The following is a 25,675-nucleotide window of genomic DNA, read 5'->3' on the forward strand; positions in this document are numbered from 1 at the left end:
TAATCAAATCCATATATTTATTAAATGCTTTCCAAATTACGGGAAGCATTTTTTAATTACTTTTACTTCATGTTTTCAGCGAAAAAGAGATTAGACAAAGCTTATAGAGAAGCATCTCAGGTTACATTTAATGACAATTCAAAGTTTATTTTGTTTAGTGATTGTCATCGTGGCGATAATAGCTTTGCTGATGATTTTGCAAAAAACAGAAATATCTACTTCCACGCTTTAAATCACTATTACAAAGAAGGCTTTAATTACATTGAACTTGGAGATGGTGATGAACTTTGGGAAAACCTTTCTTTTGAATCCTTATTACATGCACACAAAAATGTGTACATGCTCATGAAACAATTTCATGATGAAGGCCGACTACATATGATATGGGGAAATCATGATATGGTATACCGAAATAATAGTTATGTAAAAAAACATCTCAACACTTTTTTCGACCCCAAAACTGGAGAAGAAGAAGATTTATTTTGTGATATTGTATACCATGAAGGTTTAGTTTTAGAACATTCGGACACTAAACAAAAATTATTTTTATGCCATGGGCATCAAGCAGATTGGTGGAATTATTTGTTTTGGAAATGGAGTCGTTTTATGGTGAGAGTGCTTTGGAAACCATTAAATGTTATGGGTATTGCTGACCCAACAAGCCCGGCAAAAAATTACAAAGAACTCATAAAAGTTGAACGCCGAACAAAAAAATGGATAATAGATAATGATAATTTAATTACTATTGCTGGTCATACGCATAGACCACGCTTTCCAGAACCTGGAGATATCGCGTTTTTTAATGATGGTAGTTGTGTACATCCAAGAAGTATTACTGGTTTAGAAATTGAGAATGGGGAAATTTCTCTAATTAAATGGGAGATTGCTACTGCAGAAGATGGCACACTTAAAATTGTAAGAATGCTACTTGAAGGCCCAACAAAATTGATAGATTATAAAACTTCTTAGGGTTACCAATTATTCCTTTTCTTTTGTTAAGTAGACTTTGACCTCGTCTTTTTCGATTACTAACGAATCATCTGTGAGTTCTAATACTAGGTAATCTCCATCGCCACCTCTTCCACCTTCTTTTTTAGAATCAAAGGTTAGGATTTTTCTGGCTTCGTCATAAGCCCATTCACCAAACTTCGTTGCTTCCTTTCCTATTTGTCCACCTCGCATACTACCATCTTCGAGAAGCTCAATAAATTTGATGCCTTCAGTTATGGTTTCATCTTCAGTGACGATTTTTTCCACATTCCATTTGCCAATAAGCTTGTCAGTACTCACATAAAAGATAAATGAACTAACTGCAAAAACTAAAAAAATAAACCTACTCATAATTATCAAATATTAACTTTCTGGTGCTATCTCTACCACTAAACCTTCCATTTCTGGCACAATTTGAATTTGGCAGCCTAAACGTGAATTATCTTTTACATAAAATGCTTCGGATAGCATTGCTTCCTCATCATCTTGCATTTCTGGTAATTCGGTATTACTCAACACATAGCATTGGCATGAAGCACACATTGCCATGCCACCACAAACACCAATGGTACCTTCTGGTGCCAGCTCGTAAGAGCGAATAACCTCCATAAGATTCATCGCCATATCCGTTGGCGCTTCAACCTCATGTGTAACTCCATCTCGGTCTGTGATGGTTATGTTAATGTCTAAAGATTCCATATAAGCCTGTGAAACTTCATGATTTAAAGGGAAAGTACTAAATATTTTTATTATTGAATGGCTTTTACAACAGCTTTTGGCGCTTCCTTACGTGATCCATCAAACCCATCTACCCCAGCAACTGTGGTATACTTTAATACATATCGTTTACCTGGGTTAATAATTTTATAAGCAGCCTGACACATTAAAGTAGCCTCATGAAAACCGCACAAAATTAGTTTGAGCTTACCCGGATATGTATTACCATCACCAATGGCAAAAATTCCAGGAACATTGGTTTGGTAATCTAATGCATTATTAACTTTTATAGCATTTTTTTCGATCTCTAAGCCCCAATTTGCTATTGGCCCAAGTTTAGGAGATAATCCAAACAACGGAATTAAATGGTCTGTTTCAACCATATAAGGCTCTTCTCCTTTTTTGGTAATTTCTATTCGCTCAAGTTTACCTTCACCTTCAATAGCTGTAATTTCTGCAGGTGTGATAAGGTTAATTTTACCTTGATTTTTTAGTTGCTGAACTTTTTCTACAGAATCTAAATGTCCTCTAAACTCATTTCTTCTATGAACTAGTGTAACACTTGATGCGATATCTGCAAGAAAAATACTCCAATCTAAGGCAGAATCTCCACCACCAGCAATTACTACGGTTTTATCTCTGTACATTTCTGGCTCTTTTACCATATATTCGACACCTTTATCTTCATATTGAGATAAGTTTTCGATTAATGGTTTGCGAGGTTCAAAACTACCGAGACCACTTGCTATTGCTACAACAGGTGCTTTGTGTTTTGTGCCTTTATTGGTTGTAACGACAAAACTACCGTCGTCTTGTTTTTCTACTAAATCCGCGCGTTCTCCTAAGGTAAATCCAGGTTCGAACTGCTTGCATTGTTCAAGGAGATTCTTTGTAAGGTCGTCCGCTAAAATTTCTGGAAAACCAGGAATATCGTATATAGGTTTTTTAGGATACAACTCAGAACATTGTCCTCCAGGTTGCGGTAAGGCATCAATAAGGTGACATTTTAGTTTTAATAAACCAGCTTCGAATACAGCAAAAAGTCCAGTTGGACCAGCACCTATTATAATTATATCTGTTTCAATCATAAAATTGAACTATAGAAATGCAATAAATGCTTTAAACTTAATCAACATTAATAACTTGTTCTATCTGAGGCGCGTATTTTTTAATGGTCATTTCAACCCCAGATTTTAAGGTCATCTGGTTTACGCTACATGAGGTACAAGCACCTTGAAGTTGTACTTTTACCAATTTATCATCTTCGATAGAAAGCAAAGAAATATCACCTCCATCACTCTGTAAGAAAGGACGTATTTCATCTAAGGCCTTTTCAACATTAAGTTTAATTTGTTCACTTGACATAATAATCTTTTTTATTGTGTTCACGAAGCTGACGCTTTCTTCTGTGCTTATTTATTTCTTTTTTACGGCAGAACATCCTGCCATTGTTGTAATCTTTATTGCTTCTGTTTCTGGTAAATTTTCGTTTCTAAAAACAACCTGCTCAGCAACATTCTTTGTAATCTCTTCAAACGCTTCTTCAATTGGAGTAGCTGTTTGTAAAGCAGCTGGTCTCCCAATATCTCCTGCTTCTCTTATACTTTGTACTAAAGGCACTTCTCCCAAGAAAGGTACTTCTAAATCTTCTGCGAGATATTTAGCGCCTTGTTTTCCAAAGATATAATATTTATTTTCTGGAAGTTCAGCTGGTGTGAAATACGCCATATTCTCTATAATACCTAAAACAGGAACATTAATGCTTTCTTGTTGAAACATTGCAACACCTTTCTTAGCATCCGCAAGAGCAACATTCTGTGGTGTACTCACAACAACTGCGCCAGTTATTGGTAATGCTTGCATGATACTTAAATGGATATCTCCAGTACCTGGTGGTAAATCCAACAATAAAAAGTCTAATTCGCCCCAAGCGGCATCAAAAATCATTTGATTTAATGCTTTACTTGCCATTGGCCCACGCCAAATTACTGCCTGATCAGGCTTAGTAAAAAAGCCAATTGAAAGCACTTTTACACCATAGTTTTCTATAGGCTTCATTTTAGATTTTCCCTCAACATTAATTGACAATGGTCTCTCATCGGCGACATCGAACATAATTGGGATTGATGGCCCATAGATATCAGCATCCAAAACACCTACCTTGAACCCCATTTTAGCTAAGGTTACAGCTAAATTTGCTGTTACAGTAGATTTACCTACACCTCCTTTTCCTGATGCAACAGCTACTATATTAGAAATCCCTGGAATGGGTTTTCCTTTAATTTCGTTTACAGTTGGCTTCTGAGGTGCATCAACTTTAATATTGACTTTTATTTTTGCCTTTTCATAGACTTCTTTATGGATAGTCTGCAGAATTTCTACTTCCGTTTTCTTTCTTGCTTGAAGACTCGGATTTTTAATAGTAATATCTACAATAACTTCGTCAGCAAAAGTAACAACATTGGTTACAGCACCACTGTCTATCATGTTTTCAGCTTCTCCTGGTACCGTAATGGATTTTAAGGCTTTTAATATGTCTTGTTTATTCAGTTTCACGCAATTATCTAGATTAATTCTAAATGCAAAGATACTGCAAAACCTTTTATTTTTTAGTTAATAAAATTGAAATGAAATATACCTTAATAAAGCTTATGAATAGCTTTTATTAAAGTTCTTTCGAAGGATTCCAAAATATAGATTCTAAATTTTGAATTTGATTATCAATTACCACTATTCCTTCGTTTTCAAGTAATTGTTGCATAAGGTTAGTCCCTTCAAAATGGTGTTTACCTGTAAGAAGTCCTTTTCTATTTACAACGCGGTGAGCTGGTACATCTTTTCCTGTAGAACCATTCATTGCATAACCAACAATTCTGGCACTTCTTGCAGCTCCGAGGTATTTTGCAATAGCTCCATAGCTTGTAACTCTTCCATAAGGAATGCGTCTTGCAACCTCATAAACACGCTCAAAGAAGCTTTCGGTTTCTGGTTTCATCTAAAGTTCTCTTAGAATATTGATAAATGTAACTAACGAAACTAAGCCAGTAACACTACCTATAATGTAATTCATGTTTTTTTGAGACGTAAAGGCTTTGTTTTTTATTTTATCGAAAAAGAATATATATACATACAACATTACAAAGGTACCCATAGCAGCTCCCGTAACATAAGTTATTATGCTTAACCTTTCGAAATCCATAATTCCAAAAGATGCTAAAGTTATGGTCATGTATGCTTGATATGGAATAGGAAAAACATTTAATGCTGACAAAAACATCCCATGAAAAAAACGACTCTTCTTACTCCTAACATCTACCTCATCTACGGCTTGTTCTTCATGTTTTTGCTTTGATGCTAAAACTAAAAAATAAACTGTGATAAGCACAAAAATTACGAAGGCTACACGTTGTAATATTTCAACAACATCTGGTCTATTGCTAAGGTACTTTGAGAAAATAGATGCAATATAAGTTTGAATAAATACAACAAGACAAACGCCAGTTGAAAACATAATACCTCTACCAGCACCTTCTTTAAGGCTGATTTTTGCTGCAGTCATATTAAGTAATCCAGGAGGAATTACACCAATTAATGCCACAAATAATCCTAAAAAGAATATTATGGTTATGCTCAAGATTGATTGATTTTGAATCTAATATACGTAATTGGTTTGTCTTCTTCTAAATATTGATTCTCATAAAATGTTTGAATTCTCGTAACTTCTTCAGGACTTCCTTCGAGCTTATAGACATTATGATTTGCATAAAGCACTTCGTGACCCGCTCCATGAAGTAATCCAAGTGTATAGCCATGCATAAACTCGCTATCTGTTTTTAAGTGCATGAGACCATCTGGTTTTAGTACTTTTTTATAACGTTCTAAAAAAGCTAGATTTGTCATTCTGTGTTTTGTACGCTTATATTTTATTTGCGGATCAGGAAAAGTTATCCATATTTCATCTACTTCATTTTCAGCAAAAATATATTCAATAAGTTCGATTTGAGCTCTTAAAAACTTGGCATTAGACATGTTATCTTCTAAAGCCGTTTTTGCACCTCTCCAAAAACGTGCGCCTTTTATATCTATGCCAATGAAATTTTTATTGGGATACTTTTTTGCAAGGCCTACAGTATATTCGCCCTTACCACAGCCTAATTCTAAGACTATTTTATTGTGATTTTTAAAAACCTTCTCATTCCAATTGCCCTTCAACTCAAATTTACCTTCAATTAGTTCATCTCTTTTAGGCTGAAATACATTTTCGAAGGTTTCGTTTTCTTTGAAACGTTTTAATTTATTTTTACTTCCCACAATTATTTACTCGATAATCGAGATTTTAAATTATTATTCTTACTAGCTAGAAATTGCGACTCTATTCGATAGGTTATAGATATCTGCTAACATCATTTATTCAATAAGCAAAATTAAGGAAACATTTTAGGTTTATCTTTGTTAGGATGAAACGAATTTTAGTAGCACCATTACATTGGGGATTAGGTCATGCAACACGATGCATTCCTTTAATAAATGCGCTTATTGAACACAATTTTGAGCCTATAATTGCTTCTGATGGTAGTGCTTTGGAGCTATTAAAAAAAGAGTTTCCAAATTTATTAGCTTTTGAGTTGCCATCGTACGATATTTCTTATTCTAAAAAACCTGGTAGGTTTAAACTAAAGCTTTTGAAAACATCACCTCATATTTTAAGAACTATTCGAAGAGAGAAATCCGTTATAAAACAATTGGTTAAAAAAGAGTCAATTAGTGGTGTTATTTCTGATAATCGATTTGGAGTTAGAGACAAGTCTATCCCATCAGTATACATTACGCATCAACTTAATGTTTTAAGCGGGCGAACCACATGGATTAGTAGTAAATTACATCAAAATATTATCAAGAAATTTGATCAATGCTGGGTGCCAGACTTAGATAGTAACACAAATCTTAGTGGAGATTTAGGTCGCCCAAAACAAAAAATAAAGAATGTAAAATATATTGGTACATTAAGCCGGTTTGAAAAAGAAAAGTTAGATAAAACCATTGACATTCTTGTTGTATTGTCTGGCCCTGAACCACAACGAACTCAACTCGAAAAAAAGCTATTATTAGAGCTCAAGAACAAAAAAGAAAATATTGTTTTTATTAGGGGTATGGTCGAGGACAAGCAGAAAATAACCTATTTAGGAAACATTACGCTTTATAATTACATGACTAGCAAAAAACTTGAACATGCTATAAATTCAAGTAATCTTATTATTTCGCGCTCCGGTTATACAACTATTATGGATTTGGCTAAGTTGGGCAAAAAAGCTGTGTTTATTCCTACACCAGGACAGTTTGAACAACTTTATCTTGCAGAAAAACTAAATGAAAATTTAATTGCACCTTCTTTCGAACAAGATACTATTACAAGTTCAGATTTAAAAGTACATCCTAATTACTCAGGATTTGAGACATTGAATTCTGAAATAAATTTTAAGGAATTATTTAGCCTTTTCTAATGTAAAAGAAAACTCACTACCAACACCAGGCTCACTTTCTATATAAATTTTTTCGTTATGAGCTTCTATAATATGCTTTACTATAGATAATCCTAAACCAGAACCACCTTCTTTTCTTGACCCACTTTTGTCAACACGGTAGAAGCGTTCAAAAAGTCGACTAAGATGTTCTTTCTCGATACCTTCACCGTTATCGGTAACGCGGATTATAACTTTATTTTTTATTAAGTTTTCTATACTAACTTCAGTAGTACCTCTTTCTAAACCATATTTTATAGAATTAACTATTAGGTTTCCCAATACTTGCTGAATACGTTCTTTATCAGCAAAAACATAAACCGGTTGTGTATAATCTGTATCGAATGTTAACGTAATTTTCTTTTTGTTAGCTTTCATCTCAAAAAGATCAAAAACGTTTTGTACTAATTCTATAATATCAAAATTTTCGCGATTAAGGCTTAAATCACCAACCTCTAATTTGGTAATCATATCCAAATCTTTAAGTATATAGGTTAATCGTTCAACACCTTTGCTAGCTCTGTTCAAGTATTTTTTTCGAATTTTTTCATCGTTCATAGCGCCATCAAGAAGTGTTTCTATATAACCTTGAACAGTAAACAAGGGTGTTTTTAACTCGTGCGACACGTTTCCCAGAAACTCTTTACGGTATTCTTCACGCACCTTAAGTGTTTCAATCTCTATTTTCTTATCATTAGCATATCTGTCTATTTCGCGAGTTAATGTAGACATGTCCGTGGTAATTGGTTGTTGCCTTAAGTCTGTAGATTCCAATAAAGTTAAATCGTCGTATATCTGCTTAACACGTCGATAGATAAAACGTTCAACTCTAAACTGAATAACTACAAAACAAACAACATAGCATGCAAATGGAAAGATGGCAAACTCCCAATCTATACTATGAAAAATATAAAGAAACAGCGCCATCAAAACTGAAGCTACAGTAGTGACATAAGCGGCTGTCCTAAGCGCAAATCTGTAAGATTTTTTAAGCGTTTTTTGCATTAGTCTACAAACTTGTAACCAACACCTTTAACGGTTTTAAAAGATTTATCGCCTATTTTTTCTCTGAGTTTACGAATATGTACATCAATGGTACGACCACCAACAACAACTTCATTGCCCCAGACTTTATCGAGGATTTCTTCGCGTTTAAAAACTTTACCTGGCTTGGTTGCCAATAAAGATAGTAATTCAAACTCTTTTCTTGGTAAAATAATCTCTTCACCTTTGTTAGTAATCTTATACTCTTCTCTATTGATAACAAGTTGCCCTATGGTGATAATTTCGTCACTTGGCTTTTCGGAATTTTTTAAGCGTCTCAGTAAGGCCTTAACCTTACTTACTAGTACCTTAGGCTTAATGGGTTTGGTAATATAATCATCGGCACCTGCATCAAAACCGGCAACTTGAGAGTAATCTTCGCCTCTAGCAGTTAGGAAGGTTATCATAACATTACTTAACTCAGGAATTTCTCTTAGTCTTTCACAGGCTTCGATCCCATCCATTTCTGGCATCATTACATCCAAAATAATAAGATGTGGTTTGTGCTTTTTGGCTTTCTCTATGGCTTCAACACCATTTTTTGCTGTAACAACTTGGTACCCTTCAGAAGATAAATTGTAGCCTACAATTTCTAAAATATCGGCCTCATCATCGACCAATAAAATTTTAATATCCCTTTTTTTCAAAATAAGCAATGATTATTAACGCATTGTAAAGATAATTATATCTGTACAATTTTTAAGTTAAGGTGCAATTGATAACAATTACCTAACATTAATCGGTCAAAGTCTTTATTTTATCGACAAATGGATACTGATATTAAATAATTATAAAATGATCTCTAATTACTTAGTATCACTTATTTAGAGCCAATAATCTTAGTATATTTGTAGCTCTAAAAACTAATATTTTTAATATGAAAAAACTTTACTTTTTACTTTTTACAATTTTAATATCTACTGCTTCTTTTGGGCAGACTACTGTTTTTATTAATGAGATTCATTATGATAATGCAAGTAGTGATGTTAATGAAGGTGTTGAAATAGCAGGACCAGCTGGCACTGATTTATCAACGTATACAATTACGCTCTACAATGGAAGTAATGGTAGCTCTTATGATACCGAAACACTCTCAGGTACAATTCCTGACGAAGGTGGTTCTGGTTTTGGTGCTGTTTGGTTTCCGATAGCAGGGATGCAAAATGGTGCACCCGATGGAATTGCGTTAGATAATAACGGTACATTAATCCAATTTTTAAGCTATGAAGGGTCATTTATGGCTTCTGGTGGCCCTGCAGATGGTATTACTTCAACAGATATTGGCGTATCTGAAGGTGGTGGTACTGCGGTTGGAGATTCATTACAGCTTACTGGTTCAGGAACTACCTATGAAAATTTCACATGGTCTGGACCATCAGCTTCAAGTGCTGGAACCATTAATACTGGCCAATCATTCGGTGCTGCAACTCCTACAATAGCTATTACATCTCCTGCTGATATGGCAATGCTTCCTTCTGGTTCAACACCAGTTAATTTGGAGTGGACTACTAATAATCTATCTGGTTCAGAAACAGTTAACGTTATTGTTAATGGAGTAACTTCAATGGATCAAATGAGCCCATTCGAAATTACAACTACAGACGGAACTACTTATAATGTAGAGGTTCAATTAGTAGATGGTGGTTTATTGGATTCTGACGCTATATCCTTTACAGTAGAATTTCCTTGTGACTTAGTACTAGAAACTCCTATAGTTACATGTGATGCAAATACTGCAGGTGCCGATACTTACACTACAAGAATTGATTTTACAGGTGGAGGAACTTCTAATTACACCGTAGATACTGGCGGTATAGGTACTCTAGATGTAAGTAATGGAAACCCAACCGTTGATGCGAGTGGCTACATGCTTATTACATCAGTTCTTGAGGGTACAGATTTTACATTTAATATTACGGGCGATGCAACTAGTAGCTGTGATCTCACCGAAAATATAACTAGCCCTGCTTGTGTACCATCTGTATGTGCAAATCCAGGTGATATTATTATATCTGAAATTATGCGTAATCCAGGTGCTGTAAGTGATGCTAATGGTGAATATTTTGAAGTATATAATAACACAGGGTCTGACATAGATATGTTAGGATGGGTAATAAGAGATGAAGATATTAACTCAAGTTTCGAAACACCTCATACTATAACATTACCTACGGTAGTACCAGCTGGTGGATATTTTGTTTTTGTAATTAATGGAGATAGCATGGCAAATGGAGGTATTACAGGAGCTTACTCTTATAATGGAGATATTTCATTAAGTAATAGTGGTTCTAGCTCAGATGGAATTGTAATTGAGTGTCAAGGTAGTATTATTGATCAAGTTATTTGGGATGGTACTTTTCCTCCGGCAACATCAGGTAATGCTATGGAGTTATCAAACACTTTATTAGCAAGGAATAACCTAGATAATGACCTTGGAACAAATTGGGGACTAGTTCCTCCTGGTTTCACATATGGTGATGGTGATTTAGGAACTCCTGGTTCTGCCAATGCATTTGCTTTATCAACCAATGATTTTGATTTAAACAGATTCTCAATGTATCCTAACCCAACTAATACTGGTGAAGTCACTATTTCTAGTATTAACGCTTCTCCAATTGATGTTAAGGTGTTTGATATTTTAGGAAAACAAGTAAAAGCAGAAACTATTACTAACACATTAGATGTTTCTAATTTAAAATCTGGTATTTACTTACTTAATCTTACACAAGATGGTGCAACTAGCACTAAAAAGTTAGTAATTAAGTAAGCTTAATAATATAAGGATCTTAAAGCGCTACCCATTGGTAGCGCTTTTTATTTTCATTAATTTTACGAGATAATCGAGATTTATATTTCAAGGACTTGTCCTAATTATAGACTTCTTTTCAATTTACAATTCATAAATACCCTACGAGTAGTAATTTAATGATAAAAACGAGTGACATTTTTAATATTTCGTCTGAGGCTGAATTTAACCGTTTAGCATTAGAGGTGTTTCGTTTTCAGTTCGAAAATAATCCTGTGTATCGGTCATTCTGTGATTTATTATACAAGCATCCTGCAGATATAAAAACTGTTGAAGATATTCCGTTTTTACCCATTCAATTTTTTAAAAGTCATGCTGTTTTATCTACTAAAAATTCAATAGAAAAAACATTTACAAGCTCAGGAACCACTGGTATAACTACTAGTAAACACCATGTTACTGATTTAGCTATTTATGTAGAAAGCTTCAGAAAGGGTTTTCAGCATTTTTATGGAAACATTGAAGACTATACTATATTAGCTTTATTACCATCGTATTTAGAGCGTGATGGATCTTCATTAATCTATATGGTAGACCATTTAATTAAGTCTTCTAATAAACCAGATAGCGGTTTCTATTTAGACAACTTATCTCAACTAGCTCAAAACCTTAATGAACTTGATTCTCAAGGGCAAAAAACACTATTAATAGGTGTTTCATTTGCGTTATTAGATTTGGTTGAAACCTTTCAATTTAACCTTGAGCAGACGATTATTATGGAAACTGGCGGCATGAAAGGTCGACGTAAAGAGCTTATAAGAGCAGAACTACATGCCATTTTAAAACAAGGTTTTGGTGTTGAATTCATACATAGCGAATATGGTATGACAGAACTTTTGAGCCAAGCTTATTCTATGGGAAACGGCATTTTTGAATGTCCACCATGGATGAAAATTTTAATCCGTGATACCGAAGATGCGCTTAGCATTCAAAACACTAATAAAACTGGAGGTATTAATGTTATTGATTTGGCTAATATCAATTCTTGCTCATTTATAGCAACACAAGATTTAGGAAAAGTCCATAACAACACATTCGAGATTCTTGGGCGTTTCGACAATTCAGATATTCGCGGTTGTAATCTTATGGTCTTGTAAGAAAGTAAAAACAAGTTCGACATAGCTAAAAACATTTTTACTATGAGATTTTTATTCTTTCTATTTTTAATAACTACTACTTTTCTATCTGCACAGTCTATTGACTATAATCTAAAAAAAGGATTTATTGCCAATGGTTACGATGTTGTAGAATACTTTGATAATAATGCCGTTGAAGGCAAAAAGAATTTCACTACCAAATACGATGGCGTGAAATTTAAGTTTAGCTCTCAAGAAAATTTAGACACCTTTTTAAAAGCTCCAGAAAAGTACGTACCTCAATATGGTGGTTATTGCGCATATGCTGTAGCTGTTGATTCTAAAAAGGTTAGCATCAATCCTGAGACCTTCGAAATTAGAGATAATAAGCTTTATTTATTCTATAATTCTTGGGGTGTAAACACGCTAAAAAAATGGCAAAAAAATAATGTGAAAGGTTTACAGAAAAAAGCCGACCAAAATTGGGAGGCTATTAAAAATTAATATTTTCTATGAAAAAGAAAAATTAATTAATAGTTGAAAGTTGATTGATTGGTTGGAAGCGCCCAGAGACATCTGGGCGTTTTTTTATGCTACCTTAATAATAAATGTGCTACGCTTTCCTCTATTCAGAATCACGTATTTATCATTAATTAAATCCTCTGAGGTGATTTTATAATCCTCTTTTACTTTTTCTTTATTTACAGAAATAGAATTTTCTTTTAGTGCGCGTCTTGCTTCTCCATTAGAACTTAAAAAAGATGTCTTTGCAGACAACGCTGCAATCATGTCAAGACCTTCAGCAATTTCAGATTTTGAAATCTCTGCTTGTGGTACACCATCAAAAACATCTAAAAAGGTATCTTCATCAATAGTAGCAATATCAGCTTTAAAAGATTTACTAAACAAAACATTCGAAGCTTTTTCAGCATTGATAAAATCCTCTTCAGAATGAACCATAGTCGTGATCTCCTGTGCTAATCGTTTTTGCAACACCCTTAAATGTGGTGCTTGTTTATGGTTAGCAACAATAGTTTCAATTTCTTCTTGTTCTAAAAATGTAAAAATTCTGATATACTTTTCAGCATCTTCGTCACTAGAGTTTAACCAGTATTGGTAAAATTTATAAGGTGATGTTCTATTAGGATCTAACCAAACATTACCACCTTCAGATTTTCCAAATTTTGAACCATCACTTTTAGTAATTAATGGGCATGTAATGGCAAATCCTTTACCATTACCAATACGTCTTATTAACTCTGTACCGGTAGTAATATTCCCCCATTGGTCACTACCGCCCATTTGAATGGTGCAATTTTCAGACTTATATAAATGCAGAAAGTCATAACCTTGAACTAACTGATATGTAAACTCCGTAAAACTCATTCCGTCATTAGATGATTCTCCAGAAATTCTGTTCTTTACCGAATCTTTTGCCATCATATAATTTACAGTGATATGTTTACCGACATCACGAATAAATTCTAGGAACGAAAAGTTTTTCATCCAATCGTAATTATTTACCAATTTTGCAGCATTTGGTGCATTGCTTTCAAAATCTAGAAAATGTGCTAATTGGTTTTTTATGGCTTCTTGATTGTGCCGTAACGTAGATTCGTCCAAAAGGTTACGTTCACTCGATTTTCCTGATGGATCGCCAATCATACCTGTGGCACCACCAACCAAAGCTACTGGTTGATGTCCACAACGCTGGTAATGTGCCAATAGCATTATTGGCACTAAATTTCCTATATGCAAAGAATCTGCTGTTGGGTCAAAACCAATATATGCACTACGCATTTCTTCCTTAAGATGGTCTTCTACTCCAGGCATGCTATCATGTAGCATTCCTCTCCATTTTAACTCTTCAAGAAAATTCTTTTCCATGAGGTAACTTTAATCTAAAATTAGTTTGGCAAAGATATGTTTCCGCTTTAAAACACAAAAGTCAAATGCAAAAAACACTACCTTTACTTCGGCTACACTCAGTAACCGACCTTTTTAACACAAAGCACTTTTTATGATTTTAGTCACTGGTGGTACTGGCTTAGTTGGTTCGCACTTACTTTACAACTTAATTACAAAAGGTAAAAATATACGCGCTACATATCGTAGAAAGCATAAGTTAGATACTGTAAAACATGTGTTTTCTTATTATACTGATGATTACGAAAACTTGTTTAATTCTATTGAATGGGTCGATGCAGATATTACTAATATACCAAACCTAACTGATGCTTTTAAAGGTATAACACACGTATACCATTGTGCAGCTTTTGTGTCTTTTGAGCCCGATAAATACAGAACTCTTCGAAAAATAAATATAGAAGGCACTGCAAACATTGTTAATCTGAGCATAAAGCACAATGTAAAAAAGCTTTGTTATGTTAGCTCAATCGCTGCTGCAGGGCAAACCAATAATCCAGACACTCTTATAAATGAAACTACTGAATGGAATACCGAACTTGACCATAGTGTATATGCCATTACAAAACACGGCGCAGAATTAGAAGTTTGGCGAGGTACACAAGAAAATCTAAACGCTGTAATTGTTAATCCTGGTATTATTTTAGGTCCAGGTTATTGGCATGGTGGTGGTAGCGGAAGCTTGTTTAAACAAATACATAACGGTTTATCATTTTATACCAAAGGGAGTTCTGCATATATTGATGTTTGGGATACAGTTGACATTATGGTGCAACTCATGGATAGCGATATAAAAAATGAGGGTTTTATTCTTATTGCTGAAAATATACCATTCCAAGATTTTAATATTAAAACAGCAAAAGCTCTAGGTGTCTCCAAAAAAACGAAGGAAATTAAGGCTTGGCAACTGGCCTTCTTATGGCGATTAGATTGGTTGAGCCACAAACTATTAGGCAAACGCAGAACGTTATCTAAGCAACTTGCTAAAACTTTAACTTCAGTGACAAAGCACGATAATTCTAAAATAAAAACTACTTTAAATTACAACTTTACACCAATCGATGTCTCTATAAAAAAGGTTTCGGAGTTGTACTTAAAAGATCTAAAGCACTAGTCATTTTGCTTAACTCTTGATGGTGAGTTTTTGTATTTAGGATCTTTTTTTTGAGTCTCTAGCAATTGTTTTAAAGAGTCTTTTTTTCTTTTATTCTTCTCTTTTTCATCTTTTTCAATAGCTTCAAACTTAGTTTTTTCTGCAGTTAGCTTAGCTTTAACATCTTCTATCATTGCATTGTAGAGTTCAACATTGTGGGCATAGTAATCATTACTTAAAGCAAATTGCAGACTGTCAATTTCATACTTTTTTAGAATATATGTTTCTGGATCTATTCCTTTTGCTTCAAATTTTATGCGACTTACACCTTTTGCAGAACTGGCTATAAACATATCGTACAGCACATTAGTCATTTTTTCCTGTGGAATTAGATTATCAGGTTTATTAGGCTGAAACCGTTGCTCACAGCTCATAAGAATACTTGAAATAAAAATTAAAGAAAGAAGATGCTTCATTATTTATCTTTCAAAAGTTAAACGCATTCCTGCTTTAACGTCTAGGACATTAAAGTTATTATATGCTAATTGGCCATTAACAAAGGTATGCGTAATTCTACTCTTAAAGGTATTACCCTCAAATGGAGACCAGGCACATTTGTAAAGTATATTGTCTTTAGTAACCGTCCATGGATTATTTAAGTCTACAATAACTAAATCTGCAAAGTAACCTTCCTTAATATAGCCCCTTTTTTCAACATCAAAAAGTATTGCTGGATTATGAGCAGTTTTTTGAGCAATAAGCTCTAGAGAAATTTTTTGGTTATGGTATGCTTCTAACAAGGCAACAAATGCATGTTGTACCAATGGACCACCAGAAGGTGCACTTGTATATGGGTTACTCTTTTCTTCAATAGTGTGTGGTGCATGGTCAGTAGCAATTACATCTATACGTCCATCAAGCAATGCTTTCCAAAGTCCATCTCTATCTTCGCTTGTTTTAACAGCCGGGTTCCATTTTATATGGCTTCCTTTGGCCTTGTAATCTTCATCAGAAAACCATAAATGATGAATACAAACCTCAGCCGTTATCTTTTTATCTTTTAAAGGAATTTTATTGGTAAATAATTCTGTCTCTTTTGCAGTAGATAAATGAAACACATGCAATCGTGCTCCAGTTTTTTTAGCGAGTTTTATAGCTGTTGAAGAGGATAAATAACATGCCTCTTCACTTCTAATCACCGGATGCATTTCCATTGGAATATCATCACCGTATTTTGTTTTAAAGTTGGCTAAATTTCCTCTAATTGTTTCTTCATCTTCACAATGTACAGAAATGACCATATCTGTACTAGAAAATATTTTTTCGAGCACATCAGGATTATCAACCAACATATTTCCAGTAGAAGATCCTAAAAATAGTTTAAGCCCAGCTACAGTTTTGGTATCGACTTTTAAAATCTCTTCGAGATTATCATTAGTACCGCCAAACATAAAAGAATAATTGGCGTAAGATGATTTTGCAGCTATGTCAAACTTCTCCTCAAGTTTCTCAACCGTTGTTGTCTGAGGCTTAGTATTTGGCATTTCTATAAACGATGTAATACCTCCAGCAACTGCGGCTTTAGATTCGGTTTCAATATTGGCTTTATGTGTAAGTCCTGGTTCTCTAAAATGAACCTGATCATCTATCATTCCTGGGAATACATAATTACCTTCTACATCAATTACCTTAACATCTGCTGATTTGGCACTAATAAAATCGTTTATTTCTTTAATTGTTTTACCTTCAATAAGTATATCGCCTTCAATAATTTCACCTTCATTTACAATTTTGGCGTTTTTTATCAACGTTTGGTTCTTCATCTTAGTCTTTTTTAAATAGGCTGTTCCATTTCATTGAAATAACCCCAAATATTGCCTCGGAAATTATACCTCCAGACATTTTCGATTTGCCTCTAATTCGATCTGTAAAGATAATGGGAATCTCAATAATCTTAAAGCCTTTTTTGTAAGCTTTAAATTTCATTTCAATCTGAAATGCATACCCTATAAATTTTATTTTATCGAGATTTATTTCCTCTAAAACTTCTCGTCTATAACAAACAAATCCTGCAGTTGGATCTTGCACACGCATGCCAGTAATTAACTTTACATATAAGGATGCACCATAAGATAAAAGAATTCGCATCAGAGGCCAATTAACAACATTAACGCCTTTGATATATCTCGATCCTATAACTACATCTGCATTATCTTGTGCAGCAGCCTCGTAAAGTTTAATCAAATCAATTGGGTTATGAGAAAAATCAGCATCCATCTCAAAAATGAATTTATAGTGCTTTGCTAAACACCACTTAAAACCTTCAATGTAGGCCGTTCCTAAACCATTTTTCTCTTTTCGTTGTATGAGATGCACTTTATTTTGCGAGTTCTTTTGTAATGTTTTTACAATCTGGGCTGTACCGTCTGGTGAATTATCATCAACCACTAAAACATGAAAATCTTCTGGTAAAGAAAACACTACTTCAATGATTTCTTTAATATTCTCCTTCTCGTTATAGGTTGGTATGATGACTATAGCATCAGTCATAGAATTACTAGCTTTTAGCAAATGTAAAGTTTTTGAACAATTATAAGTGCTATTATTTTACTAATAAATATACCTTTCATCTTTGACTATTCTTTATAAATTAGCAGCATGCTTAGAGATTATTTATCACAAGATTTTTTTACCATACTAATTGCGGTATGTCTAATTCTTGTGGTTGTTGCAAGATATTTGTCTAACTCGCGCTTCTACGATTTTATTTCTGTCATTTGGAACGACAGATACTTAAAACTATATACCAAGGAGCATAAAAAGATAGATTTCTTTAATAGTATCTTATTAATTAATTTTATGTTGTCCGCAGGTTGTTTTATTTATTTTACCTATAAGTATTTTAATCAATCAACATTTAATACAACGGAGTTCATTCCTCTACTTCTGTTATTGTCTGCCATTGTGGTTTTTGTGCTAGCTAAAAACGGATTAGAACTTTTAATGGGTTATATTTTTGAAATATCGGGCATTATTAGAGCCAACTTATTCCAAAAAACGACTTATAGAAACATTTCTGGACTAATTTTAGTCGTATTCAATATATTACTATTATTCAGTAATCTAGACCAAAAAATTGTCATATATTTAGCTATTAGCGTGTTCTTTTTAATTAATATCAGTGGTTTCTTCAGATTTTTGTTACTCTATCAAAAATTGATTATTCCGCATTTTTTCTATTTTTTATTGTATCTTTGCGCTCTCGAAATCGGACCTTATGTTATTTTGTATAAGGTACTTAACGACAAAATCGTTTAAAAGCGTAACCTATGAAAGTAAAAACGATATTGGTTTCACAGCCAGAACCTAAAATTGAAAACTCTCCTTATTTTGATTTGCAAGAGCGTCAGAAGGTTAAAGTAGATTTTAGACCGTTTATACATGTTGAAGGTGTTGAAGCCAAAGAAATAAGATTACAAAAAATTGACCTTACAAAATTTACTGCTATTATACTTACTAGTAGAAATTCTGTAGATCATTTTTTTAGAGTAGCTGAAGAAATGCGTTTCAAGGTACCAGATACTATGAAATATTTTTGTCAATCTGAAGCTGTTGCTTATTACCTTCAAAAATATGTAGTCTACAGAAAGCGCAAGATTTATGTTGGTAAACGTAACTTTGAGGATTTATCACCCTTAATTAAAAAGTATAAAGACGAAAAGTTTTTGCTACCTACAACAGATAAAGTAAAGCCAGTTATCCCTGGTACTTTAGATAATCTTGGTGTTAATTGGACTCAAGCTACATTTTACAAAACTGTGATTAGTGACTTATCTGATTTAGCAGATGTTTATTACGATATTTTAGTTTTCTTTAGTCCTTCTGGTATAGAATCATTATTCCATAATTTTCCAGATTTTAAGCAAAATGACACTCGTATTGCAGTTTTTGGAAACACAACAATTAAAGCTGTTGAAGCAAAAGGATTACGCGTAGATATTGCTGCTCCAACTCCTGAAACACCTTCAATGACTATGGCGCTAAAAAAATATATAGATCAAGTAAATAAAGGGAAGTAATTCTCTAATTCAACATAGTATAAAAAAAGCGATTCAAAATTGAATCGCTTTTTTTATTACCTAATATGCATAACGTTGTGGACCGCCACGTCTTATTTCTTCAGAAGCATACGCTTCAAATTGCTTAAAGTTTTCTCTAAAGGCATTAGAAAGTTTAAATGCCATCTTATAATAAGCTTCATCATCATTCCAAGTTGCCCTAGGGCTTAATATATCAGATGGCACTCCAGGACAAGATCTAGGTTGTGCAACACCAAAAACCGAATGTATATGGTATTCATCATAATTGTATAATCCTAAATGACCCTCAAGAACCGCAGTAATCATGGCTCTGGTATATTTTAATTTCATACGTTTACCTATGCCATAAGGTCCACCACTCCAACCAGTGTTAATTAGCCATACATTAACACCAGCCTCTTTCATTTTTGTGCTTAGCATCTCCGCGTATTTTGCAGGGTGCAATGGCATAAAGGGCGCGCCAAAACATGCTGAAAAAGATGGTTGCGGCTCTACTACTCCTGCTTCTGTTCCAGCAACCTTAGCTGTATATCCTGAGATAAAATGATATGCAGCTTGTGCAGGTGTCAACTTAGAAATAGGAGGTAAAACGCCAAATGCATCAGCTGTTAAAAAGAAAATATTCTTCGGGTTATGACCAATTGATGGTGTCTTAATATTATCGATATGATAAATTGGGTAGCTTACTCTTGTATTTTGGGTTATAGAAGTGTCTTCAAAATCCACATTACCTTGATCGTCAATTATAACATTTTCAAGAATTGCACCTTTCTTTATAGCATTATATATCTCTGGTTCTTGTTCTTTTGACAAATTAATTGCCTTGGCATAACAACCGCCTTCAAAATTAAATACAGAATTTTCATTCGTCCAACCGTGTTCATCGTCACCAATTAAACTGCGGTCAGGATCAGTTGAAAGTGTAGTTTTACCCGTTCCTGAAAGTCCAAAGAAAATTGCAGTATCACCGTCTTTACCAACATTTGCGCTACAGTGCATAGGTAATGTGTTTTTAAACACAGGTAATAAAAAGTTAAGTGCCGAGAAAATACCTTTCTTAATTTCTCCTGTATATCCCGTACCTCCAATAAGGGCAATCTTTCTGGTAAAATCTAAAATAGCAAAGTTATGTTGTCGTGTACCGTCTACTTCAGCATTTGCCATAAACCCTGGCGCATTTACAACTGTCCATTCAGGAGAAAAAGCGTCTAACTCGTCCTCAGTAGGACGTAAAAACATGTTATAAGCAAACATATTGCTCCATGGATACTCATTAATAACCCTAATATTAAGTTTATAATTTGCATCCGCACAGGCGTAACTATCTCTAACATATACTTCCTTGTCAGATAAGTAATCCACTACTTTATCGTATAACTTCTGAAATTTATCACTATCAAACGGAATATTAATGTCGCCCCACCAAATTCTGTCTTTAGTGATATCATCTTTAACAATAAACCTATCCTGAGGTGAACGGCCTGTGAACTCACCGGTATTTACTGCTAAAGCACCAGAAGCTGTAGCAATACCTTGTCCTTTTTGTATTGTTGCTTCCTGTAATTCACTTGGAGGTAATTGATAGTGAACCGTAGCATTTTTAATACCATATTTTTCTAACGAAATCGTTTTCGTAGATTGGTCTGAATTTACCATATTTTATGTATTGTATTACTGCGCAAAAATATAACTTTATTATTAAATACTAACCCTAAAAGTTACTAAAGCGTCTTACTTTTTAAGATATTAATCAACATCACAATCCAAGCCAAAATTAAGAGCAAACCTCCGATTGGGGTAATAAAAGCAACTGTTTTAAAATCAAAACTTGTAAGGCCATTAGTAGCTAAACCGTATATTGAAAATGAAAAGAAAACAACACCTACTATAACTAATATATAGATTGCTGATTTTGCTTTATTAGTGAGAAAAGAAGTGGCGCCTATAAATAATAGCAAAAAGGCATGATATATCTGATAACGCACCCCTGTTTTAAATGAATCTATTGCACTTTCATCGACCAACTCTTCTAATCCATGAGCTGCGAATGCACCTAAAATTATACCTAAAATTCCAAGAATAGAACCTGTTACCAACAACTTTTTATTCATAACAAAAGTGATTTAATTTATCTAAAATCCATCGAGGATTTACTACATTCGTGGTCAACAAAATTAATCATATAAAGTCATTATGCGAAAGATTTTAATCATCGGAGCAGGAAAGTCTTCATCATACCTCATTAAGTATTTAGTTGAAAAGTCTAAGTCAGAACGACTTGAGATTACAATAGGTGACCTTAATATCAATAACGCTAAAAAGCTAGTTGATAATAATCCTGAAGTTTCGGTAATTCATCTTGATGTTTTTAATTCGGAGTCAAGAGTTGAAGCTATAAAGCATTCTGATATTGTGATTTCTATGTTACCTGCTCGTTTTCATATTGAAGTTGCAAAAGATTGTATTACCTACAAAAAGCATATGGTGACAGCTTCTTATGTAAGTCAAGAAATGCAAGCTCTTAACCATAAAGCAAAAGAGCACAATCTTGTATTTATGAATGAAATCGGTGTTGACCCAGGCATCGACCATATGAGCGCTATGCAAGTCATTGATAAGATTAGAGATGACGGTGGAAAACTTATCTTATTCGAATCCTTTACAGGTGGTTTAGTTGCCCCAGAAAGTGATGATAATTTATGGAACTATAAGTTTACTTGGAATCCCAGAAATGTTGTTGTAGCAGGTCAAGGTGGTGCGGCAAAATTTTTACAAGAAAGCCAGTTTAAGTATATCCCTTATCATAGATTATTTAGAAGAACAGAATTTTTAGAAGTTGAAGGTTATGGCCGTTTTGAAGCCTATGCCAATAGAGATTCTTTAAAATATCAGTCGGTTTATGGCCTTGATGACGTAAAAACATTATATCGAGGCACAATGCGACGTGTAGGTTTTAGCCGTGCATGGAATGTTTTTGTCCAACTCGGAATGACTGATGATAGCTACACTATAGATGATAGTGAAAATATGAGTTATCGCGATTTTGTGAATGCTTTTTTACCATACAGCCCAACAGATTCTGTTGAATTGAAGTTTAGGCATGCTCTAAAAATTGATCAAGATGATATCGTTTGGGACAAATTTGTTGAATTAGACATTTTTAGCGACACCAAAAAAGTAGAGCTTAAAAAAGCAACACCAGCTCAAATTTTGCAGAAAATATTAATGGATAGCTGGACCTTGAGTTCTGAAGACACAGATATGATAGTGATGTATCACAAATTTGGTTACGAGCTTAAAGGCAAACGACATCAAATTGATGCGACGATGGTGGCATTAGGTGAAGATCAAACTTATACGGCAATGGCTAAAACTGTTGGTTTACCTGTCGCTATAGCAACTTTAGCTATTCTCAACGGTAAAATAAAAACACCAGGAGTACAAATCCCAATTACAAAAGAAGTTTATACTCCAATACTAGAAGAATTAAAAGAATTTGGTGTGGAATTTTCTGAAAAAGAAGTCCCTTATTTGGGTTATAATCCTCTTAATATTTAAGGCTAAAATTATAATAGAATAAGACTCTAAAGCCCCGATTTAATTATAATTTACTACATTACATATCGGCTTATCCCAAATTAAGCCGACAAAACCCTAATTATAAACCTGAAAAACAATGACCTTATAAGTCATTTTTTTCGAAAAAAACCTACTTATGAGAAACTTACACTTCTTTCGAATTGTAATTATCACTCTTTTTATTTTTTCTTGTGAAAGTGATGATAACACAGGTAATCCAATTGCTGAAAACCCAGGTGTCAATGCCGTCATAAATGGTGGCACATTCAATAATTTTGAGTTTTCTGATAGTATTTATCAGGTTACAAAACAGGCAACTAACAATACAATCACTATAGATGCAGGTGATACAAATGGCAACCAGATAACTATTTTCTTAAATAGTTCTGGCGGATTCGATTCTGGCACAATTAAAACCATGGGCGATATTGATGTCAATAATTTTGTCACTTATGTGTTGATTAGACAGAGTAATCCTCAAATGAGTTATTACTCTTCGATTGGGAATGTTACAATTACAGACAATATAACTCACCCGACAGAATCAGGAATACGCCTATTATCAGGGAATTTTGAAATTACCGCAAACCCCATTAATGATCCAACATCAACAACAATGACGGGTACATTTATTGAACTAGAGTATGAAGATTAATTAAAACTAAATCCTTTCAAAAACTTTCAATTTGAAATTGATTCACTATTTTTAACTTTCAATTTTAATCATTTTGAATAATGAAGGTTAATGACAAAGGTGTTTTTATTGATGGTATAGATAAAAAGATACTTAGAGCCTTAATGGAAGATGCTCGAACACCAATATTAGAAATTGCTAGAAATGTTGGTATTTCTGGTGCTGCAATACACCAAAGACTTAGAAAGCTTGAGAAATCTGGTCTACTAGCTGGTTCAAAATTTATTGTTAATCCTAAAGTTTTGGGTTATACAACAATGGCTTATGTTGGTATTTACTTAGATAAGGCCGTAAGTAATCCTGAAGCTGTAAAGCAACTGAAACGGATTCCCGAAGTCATAGAATGTCATTATACCACGGGTCACTGGAGCATTTTTATTAAAATCTTGTCTAAAGATAATGAACACTTAATGCATGTTTTAAATACCCAAATACAAAGTATCACTGGAGTTTCAAGAACCGAAACGTTTATATCATTGCAACAGCAGATTAACCGACAAATTAAGATCTAAAAAAAAGGCTCTGAAAATCCAGAGCCTTTAATTTTTTAAATTTATTGATACTAATCTCTTGACATTAGAATTTGAAGTACATACCAAAATAATAACATCACTGAAGCAAAAATTCCTAAAGCAGCACCAACATACTGGTCGCCTGTATATTCGTATTTTACTTTAGATGTTTGATATAATATTGCTGCTCCAGCAAAAACTACCATTGCAACTGAGAACCATAGTCCTAAATCAAAGCCAAAAATTGAGCCTGCTACAATTAGGCCTACAGCAATAAATGTACCTATTACCAATCCTGTTTTAAGAAAAGAGAAATTCTGATTTGACATAAAAACTACTGCCGTTAAACCTCCAAAAAGGCATAGTGTAATTATAGTAGCTTGAGTCAACATAGCTGTTCCTGAAGAATGATACGCTGCTAAATATATCATTGGAAGGAAGATGATAGCTTCAAGTAAAACATAAAGACCTAAGCCCATATACTGTGTTTGCCTTGAAGGGTCATGAGCCAGTTTATCTGCCATTGTACTTCCAACCCAAAAAAGACCTAAAACAATTAACCACGAAAAACTATTTGCAAACATGAGGTTAATGATAGAGACAACAGTCTCTTCAAACATACCGATAAAGATATATTCAAGTAGCATAAATCCTAAAATTGCAAATGCTACATGTGTGTAGGTTTTACGATAAAAAGTAGCTTTTTCACTTTCCTCTAAATGACCTACCATTATTGGTCCTTGAATTTGGTTTTCCATAAACTGATTGATTTTTAATTTTCATAAATGTAAACATAAATTACAGAAAACAAAAAGCTCTGATTTCTCAGAGCTCATTCATATTTAAAGAAAAGTTATTAGTCTCGACCACCAAAAACTTGTAGTGCCCAATATAATAGAGATGCCAAGGCACCAATAGCAGCTACTAAATAGGTTCTTGCTGCCCATTTTAGAGCATCTTCAGCACCTTCGTATTCTTGCTGTGATACCATGTTTTTGTTCTTTAACCATGCTAATGCACGGTTACTAGCATCGTACTCAACAGGCAATGTAATAAAGCTAAATAAGGTTGCGAATGCCATAAACACTAATCCAGCAACAGCAATCCAATATCCCATTCCTATACCAGCTGCTGCTCCCATTATTAGGCCGCCAATAACTAACCACTGCGACATACCAGAAGTAATACTTACAATTGGCACTAGTGATGAACGCATTTGCAATGCGCCATAAGCAGTAGCATGTTGCACTGCGTGCCCAACTTCGTGAGCAGCTACTGCTGCAGCTGCAGCATTGCGTTGATTATATACAGCCTCACTAAGATTTACAGTTTTATTTTTTGGGTTGTAATGATCTGTTAATTGACCTCTAACTGAAATAACTTCTACATCAAATATGCCATTATCAGCCAACATTTTTTCTGCTATTTCTTTACCTGACATTCCATTCTGGAGCTGACGCTTTGAGTAAAATGCAAACTTTTGCTTCAACTTATTGCTTACTAACCAGCTTACAAGAGCTATTGCTCCGATTAAAATATAATATCCAAACATAATTTCCTTCTTTTATTGAATTATAAATTTACTAGATATTAAGCAAAAAGTAAGCCAAATCAATGTT

General features: G+C 33.9%; 29 protein-coding genes. 11 read left to right on the plus strand and 18 right to left on the minus strand.

Features of this window, described 5'->3' with window-relative positions:
• Positions 1-69: 69 nt before the first annotated feature.
• Positions 70-969, plus strand: a complete 900-nt coding sequence (locus ED556_RS00865) for a metallophosphoesterase family protein (protein WP_296318645.1) — start codon at positions 70-72, stop codon at positions 967-969.
• A 9-nt stretch (positions 970-978) separates the two neighbouring features.
• Here ED556_RS00865 and ED556_RS00870 read toward each other — a convergent pair whose 3' ends face one another.
• The 8 genes from ED556_RS00870 to trmB form a co-directional block, all read right to left on the minus strand.
• A complete protein-coding gene (locus ED556_RS00870; RefSeq protein WP_296318646.1) occupies positions 979-1,341 on the minus strand; it encodes a hypothetical protein in 363 nt (120 codons plus the stop codon).
• Positions 1,342-1,353: 12 nt separating this feature from the next.
• On the minus strand, positions 1,354-1,689 hold the full coding sequence (locus ED556_RS00875) for a 2Fe-2S iron-sulfur cluster-binding protein (RefSeq protein ID WP_296318647.1): 336 nt from the start codon (positions 1,687-1,689) through the stop codon (positions 1,354-1,356).
• A 50-nt stretch (positions 1,690-1,739) separates the two neighbouring features.
• Entirely contained in the window at positions 1,740-2,795 is a 1,056-nt protein-coding gene (locus ED556_RS00880; RefSeq protein WP_296318648.1) for an NAD(P)/FAD-dependent oxidoreductase, read from the minus strand.
• 37 nt (positions 2,796-2,832) lie between these two features.
• A complete protein-coding gene (locus ED556_RS00885) occupies positions 2,833-3,072 on the minus strand; it encodes a NifU family protein (protein ID WP_296318649.1) in 240 nt (79 codons plus the stop codon).
• A 51-nt stretch (positions 3,073-3,123) separates the two neighbouring features.
• A complete protein-coding gene (locus ED556_RS00890) occupies positions 3,124-4,263 on the minus strand; it encodes an Mrp/NBP35 family ATP-binding protein (protein ID WP_296318650.1) in 1,140 nt (379 codons plus the stop codon).
• A 109-nt stretch (positions 4,264-4,372) separates the two neighbouring features.
• Positions 4,373-4,702, minus strand: coding sequence for an MGMT family protein (locus ED556_RS00895; protein ID WP_296318651.1), 330 nt, complete (start codon positions 4,700-4,702; stop codon positions 4,373-4,375).
• Positions 4,703-5,341: a LysE family transporter gene (locus ED556_RS00900; protein WP_296318652.1), complete on the minus strand. Its 639-nt coding sequence runs from the start codon at positions 5,339-5,341 to the stop codon at positions 4,703-4,705.
• Complete coding sequence (trmB, locus tag ED556_RS00905) at positions 5,338-6,018, minus strand: tRNA (guanosine(46)-N7)-methyltransferase TrmB (RefSeq protein ID WP_296318653.1); 681 nt, start codon at positions 6,016-6,018, stop codon at positions 5,338-5,340. The genes ED556_RS00900 and trmB overlap by 4 nt, the downstream gene beginning before the upstream one ends.
• A 146-nt stretch (positions 6,019-6,164) precedes the next feature.
• Here trmB and ED556_RS00910 point away from each other — a divergent pair, with 146 nt between their 5' ends.
• The gene (locus ED556_RS00910) at positions 6,165-7,208 is read left to right on the plus strand and encodes a glycosyltransferase (protein ID WP_296318654.1); all 1,044 of its coding nucleotides are present in this window, start codon (positions 6,165-6,167) and stop codon (positions 7,206-7,208) included.
• Here ED556_RS00910 and ED556_RS00915 read toward each other — a convergent pair.
• A complete protein-coding gene (locus ED556_RS00915) occupies positions 7,191-8,231 on the minus strand; it encodes an ATP-binding protein (protein ID WP_296318655.1) in 1,041 nt (346 codons plus the stop codon). The genes ED556_RS00910 and ED556_RS00915 overlap by 18 nt on opposite strands.
• On the minus strand, positions 8,231-8,917 hold the full coding sequence (locus ED556_RS00920) for a response regulator transcription factor (RefSeq protein ID WP_296318656.1): 687 nt from the start codon (positions 8,915-8,917) through the stop codon (positions 8,231-8,233). The genes ED556_RS00915 and ED556_RS00920 overlap by 1 nt, the downstream gene beginning before the upstream one ends.
• 230 nt (positions 8,918-9,147) lie before the next feature.
• Between ED556_RS00920 and ED556_RS00925 the strand changes: the two genes are divergently transcribed.
• The 3 genes from ED556_RS00925 to ED556_RS00935 all read left to right on the plus strand — a co-directional run bounded on the left by ED556_RS00925 (position 9,148) and on the right by ED556_RS00935 (position 12,656).
• On the plus strand, positions 9,148-11,037 hold the full coding sequence (locus ED556_RS00925) for a T9SS type A sorting domain-containing protein (protein ID WP_296318657.1): 1,890 nt from the start codon (positions 9,148-9,150) through the stop codon (positions 11,035-11,037).
• 158 nt (positions 11,038-11,195) lie between these two features.
• The gene (locus ED556_RS00930; protein ID WP_296318658.1) at positions 11,196-12,173 is read left to right on the plus strand and encodes an acyl transferase; all 978 of its coding nucleotides are present in this window, start codon (positions 11,196-11,198) and stop codon (positions 12,171-12,173) included.
• A gap of 42 nt (positions 12,174-12,215) precedes the next feature.
• Positions 12,216-12,656, plus strand: a complete 441-nt coding sequence (locus ED556_RS00935; RefSeq protein WP_296318659.1) for a YHS domain-containing (seleno)protein — start codon at positions 12,216-12,218, stop codon at positions 12,654-12,656.
• 84 nt (positions 12,657-12,740) lie between these two features.
• On the opposite strand, the gene tyrS is transcribed toward ED556_RS00935, so the two are convergent.
• Positions 12,741-14,039, minus strand: coding sequence for a tyrosine--tRNA ligase (gene tyrS / locus ED556_RS00940; RefSeq protein ID WP_296318660.1), 1,299 nt, complete (start codon positions 14,037-14,039; stop codon positions 12,741-12,743).
• A 133-nt stretch (positions 14,040-14,172) separates the two neighbouring features.
• On the opposite strand from tyrS, the gene ED556_RS00945 reads away from it, so the two are divergent.
• The gene (locus tag ED556_RS00945; RefSeq protein ID WP_296318661.1) at positions 14,173-15,192 is read left to right on the plus strand and encodes an NAD-dependent epimerase/dehydratase family protein; all 1,020 of its coding nucleotides are present in this window, start codon (positions 14,173-14,175) and stop codon (positions 15,190-15,192) included.
• On the opposite strand, the gene ED556_RS00950 is transcribed toward ED556_RS00945, so the two are convergent.
• Genes ED556_RS00950 through ED556_RS00960 form a run of 3 tightly spaced genes read right to left on the minus strand, consistent with a single transcriptional unit; the run spans position 15,189 to position 17,721 of the window.
• Positions 15,189-15,647 (minus strand): DUF4296 domain-containing protein, encoded by a 459-nt coding sequence (locus tag ED556_RS00950; RefSeq protein ID WP_296318662.1) that lies wholly within the window; start codon positions 15,645-15,647, stop codon positions 15,189-15,191. The genes ED556_RS00945 and ED556_RS00950 overlap by 4 nt on opposite strands.
• 3 nt (positions 15,648-15,650) lie before the next feature.
• Complete coding sequence (locus ED556_RS00955) at positions 15,651-16,994, minus strand: dihydroorotase (protein ID WP_296318663.1); 1,344 nt, start codon at positions 16,992-16,994, stop codon at positions 15,651-15,653.
• 1 nt (position 16,995) lies between these two features.
• On the minus strand, positions 16,996-17,721 hold the full coding sequence (locus ED556_RS00960; RefSeq protein WP_296319795.1) for a polyprenol monophosphomannose synthase: 726 nt from the start codon (positions 17,719-17,721) through the stop codon (positions 16,996-16,998).
• A gap of 108 nt (positions 17,722-17,829) precedes the next feature.
• Between ED556_RS00960 and ED556_RS00965 the strand changes: the two genes are divergently transcribed.
• A complete protein-coding gene (locus tag ED556_RS00965; protein ID WP_296318664.1) occupies positions 17,830-18,489 on the plus strand; it encodes a DUF4271 domain-containing protein in 660 nt (219 codons plus the stop codon).
• 11 nt (positions 18,490-18,500) lie between these two features.
• The gene (locus ED556_RS00970; protein ID WP_296318665.1) at positions 18,501-19,250 is read left to right on the plus strand and encodes a uroporphyrinogen-III synthase; all 750 of its coding nucleotides are present in this window, start codon (positions 18,501-18,503) and stop codon (positions 19,248-19,250) included.
• Positions 19,251-19,310: 60 nt separating this feature from the next.
• Here the strand turns inward: ED556_RS00970 and pckA are convergent, their stop codons facing one another.
• Both pckA and ED556_RS00980 read right to left on the minus strand, forming a co-directional pair.
• Positions 19,311-20,927 carry a phosphoenolpyruvate carboxykinase (ATP) gene (pckA, locus tag ED556_RS00975; protein ID WP_296318666.1) on the minus strand — a complete coding sequence of 539 codons (1,617 nt, stop codon included), beginning with the start codon at positions 20,925-20,927 and terminating at the stop codon, positions 19,311-19,313.
• A 65-nt stretch (positions 20,928-20,992) separates the two neighbouring features.
• Positions 20,993-21,382 carry a DUF423 domain-containing protein gene (locus ED556_RS00980; RefSeq protein WP_296318667.1) on the minus strand — a complete coding sequence of 130 codons (390 nt, stop codon included), beginning with the start codon at positions 21,380-21,382 and terminating at the stop codon, positions 20,993-20,995.
• 82 nt (positions 21,383-21,464) lie between these two features.
• Here ED556_RS00980 and ED556_RS00985 point away from each other — a divergent pair, with 82 nt between their 5' ends.
• The 3 genes from ED556_RS00985 (at position 21,465) to ED556_RS00995 (ending at position 24,056) form a co-directional block, all read left to right on the plus strand.
• Positions 21,465-22,829: a saccharopine dehydrogenase C-terminal domain-containing protein gene (locus ED556_RS00985; protein ID WP_296318668.1), complete on the plus strand. Its 1,365-nt coding sequence runs from the start codon at positions 21,465-21,467 to the stop codon at positions 22,827-22,829.
• 157 nt (positions 22,830-22,986) lie between these two features.
• Positions 22,987-23,505, plus strand: coding sequence for a hypothetical protein (locus ED556_RS00990; RefSeq protein ID WP_296318669.1), 519 nt, complete (start codon positions 22,987-22,989; stop codon positions 23,503-23,505).
• An 80-nt stretch (positions 23,506-23,585) separates the two neighbouring features.
• Positions 23,586-24,056 carry an Lrp/AsnC ligand binding domain-containing protein gene (locus tag ED556_RS00995; protein WP_296318670.1) on the plus strand — a complete coding sequence of 157 codons (471 nt, stop codon included), beginning with the start codon at positions 23,586-23,588 and terminating at the stop codon, positions 24,054-24,056.
• Positions 24,057-24,106: 50 nt separating this feature from the next.
• Here ED556_RS00995 and ED556_RS01000 read toward each other — a convergent pair whose 3' ends face one another.
• Positions 24,107-24,814 carry a Bax inhibitor-1 family protein gene (locus ED556_RS01000; RefSeq protein WP_296318671.1) on the minus strand — a complete coding sequence of 236 codons (708 nt, stop codon included), beginning with the start codon at positions 24,812-24,814 and terminating at the stop codon, positions 24,107-24,109.
• A gap of 98 nt (positions 24,815-24,912) precedes the next feature.
• Positions 24,913-25,608, minus strand: coding sequence for a zinc metallopeptidase (locus tag ED556_RS01005; protein WP_296318672.1), 696 nt, complete (start codon positions 25,606-25,608; stop codon positions 24,913-24,915).
• Positions 25,609-25,675 lie beyond the last annotated feature (67 nt).

It is taken from the genome of Winogradskyella sp., from assembly GCF_003712105.1.
In the GTDB taxonomy this organism is placed as follows: domain Bacteria; phylum Bacteroidota; class Bacteroidia; order Flavobacteriales; family Flavobacteriaceae; genus Winogradskyella.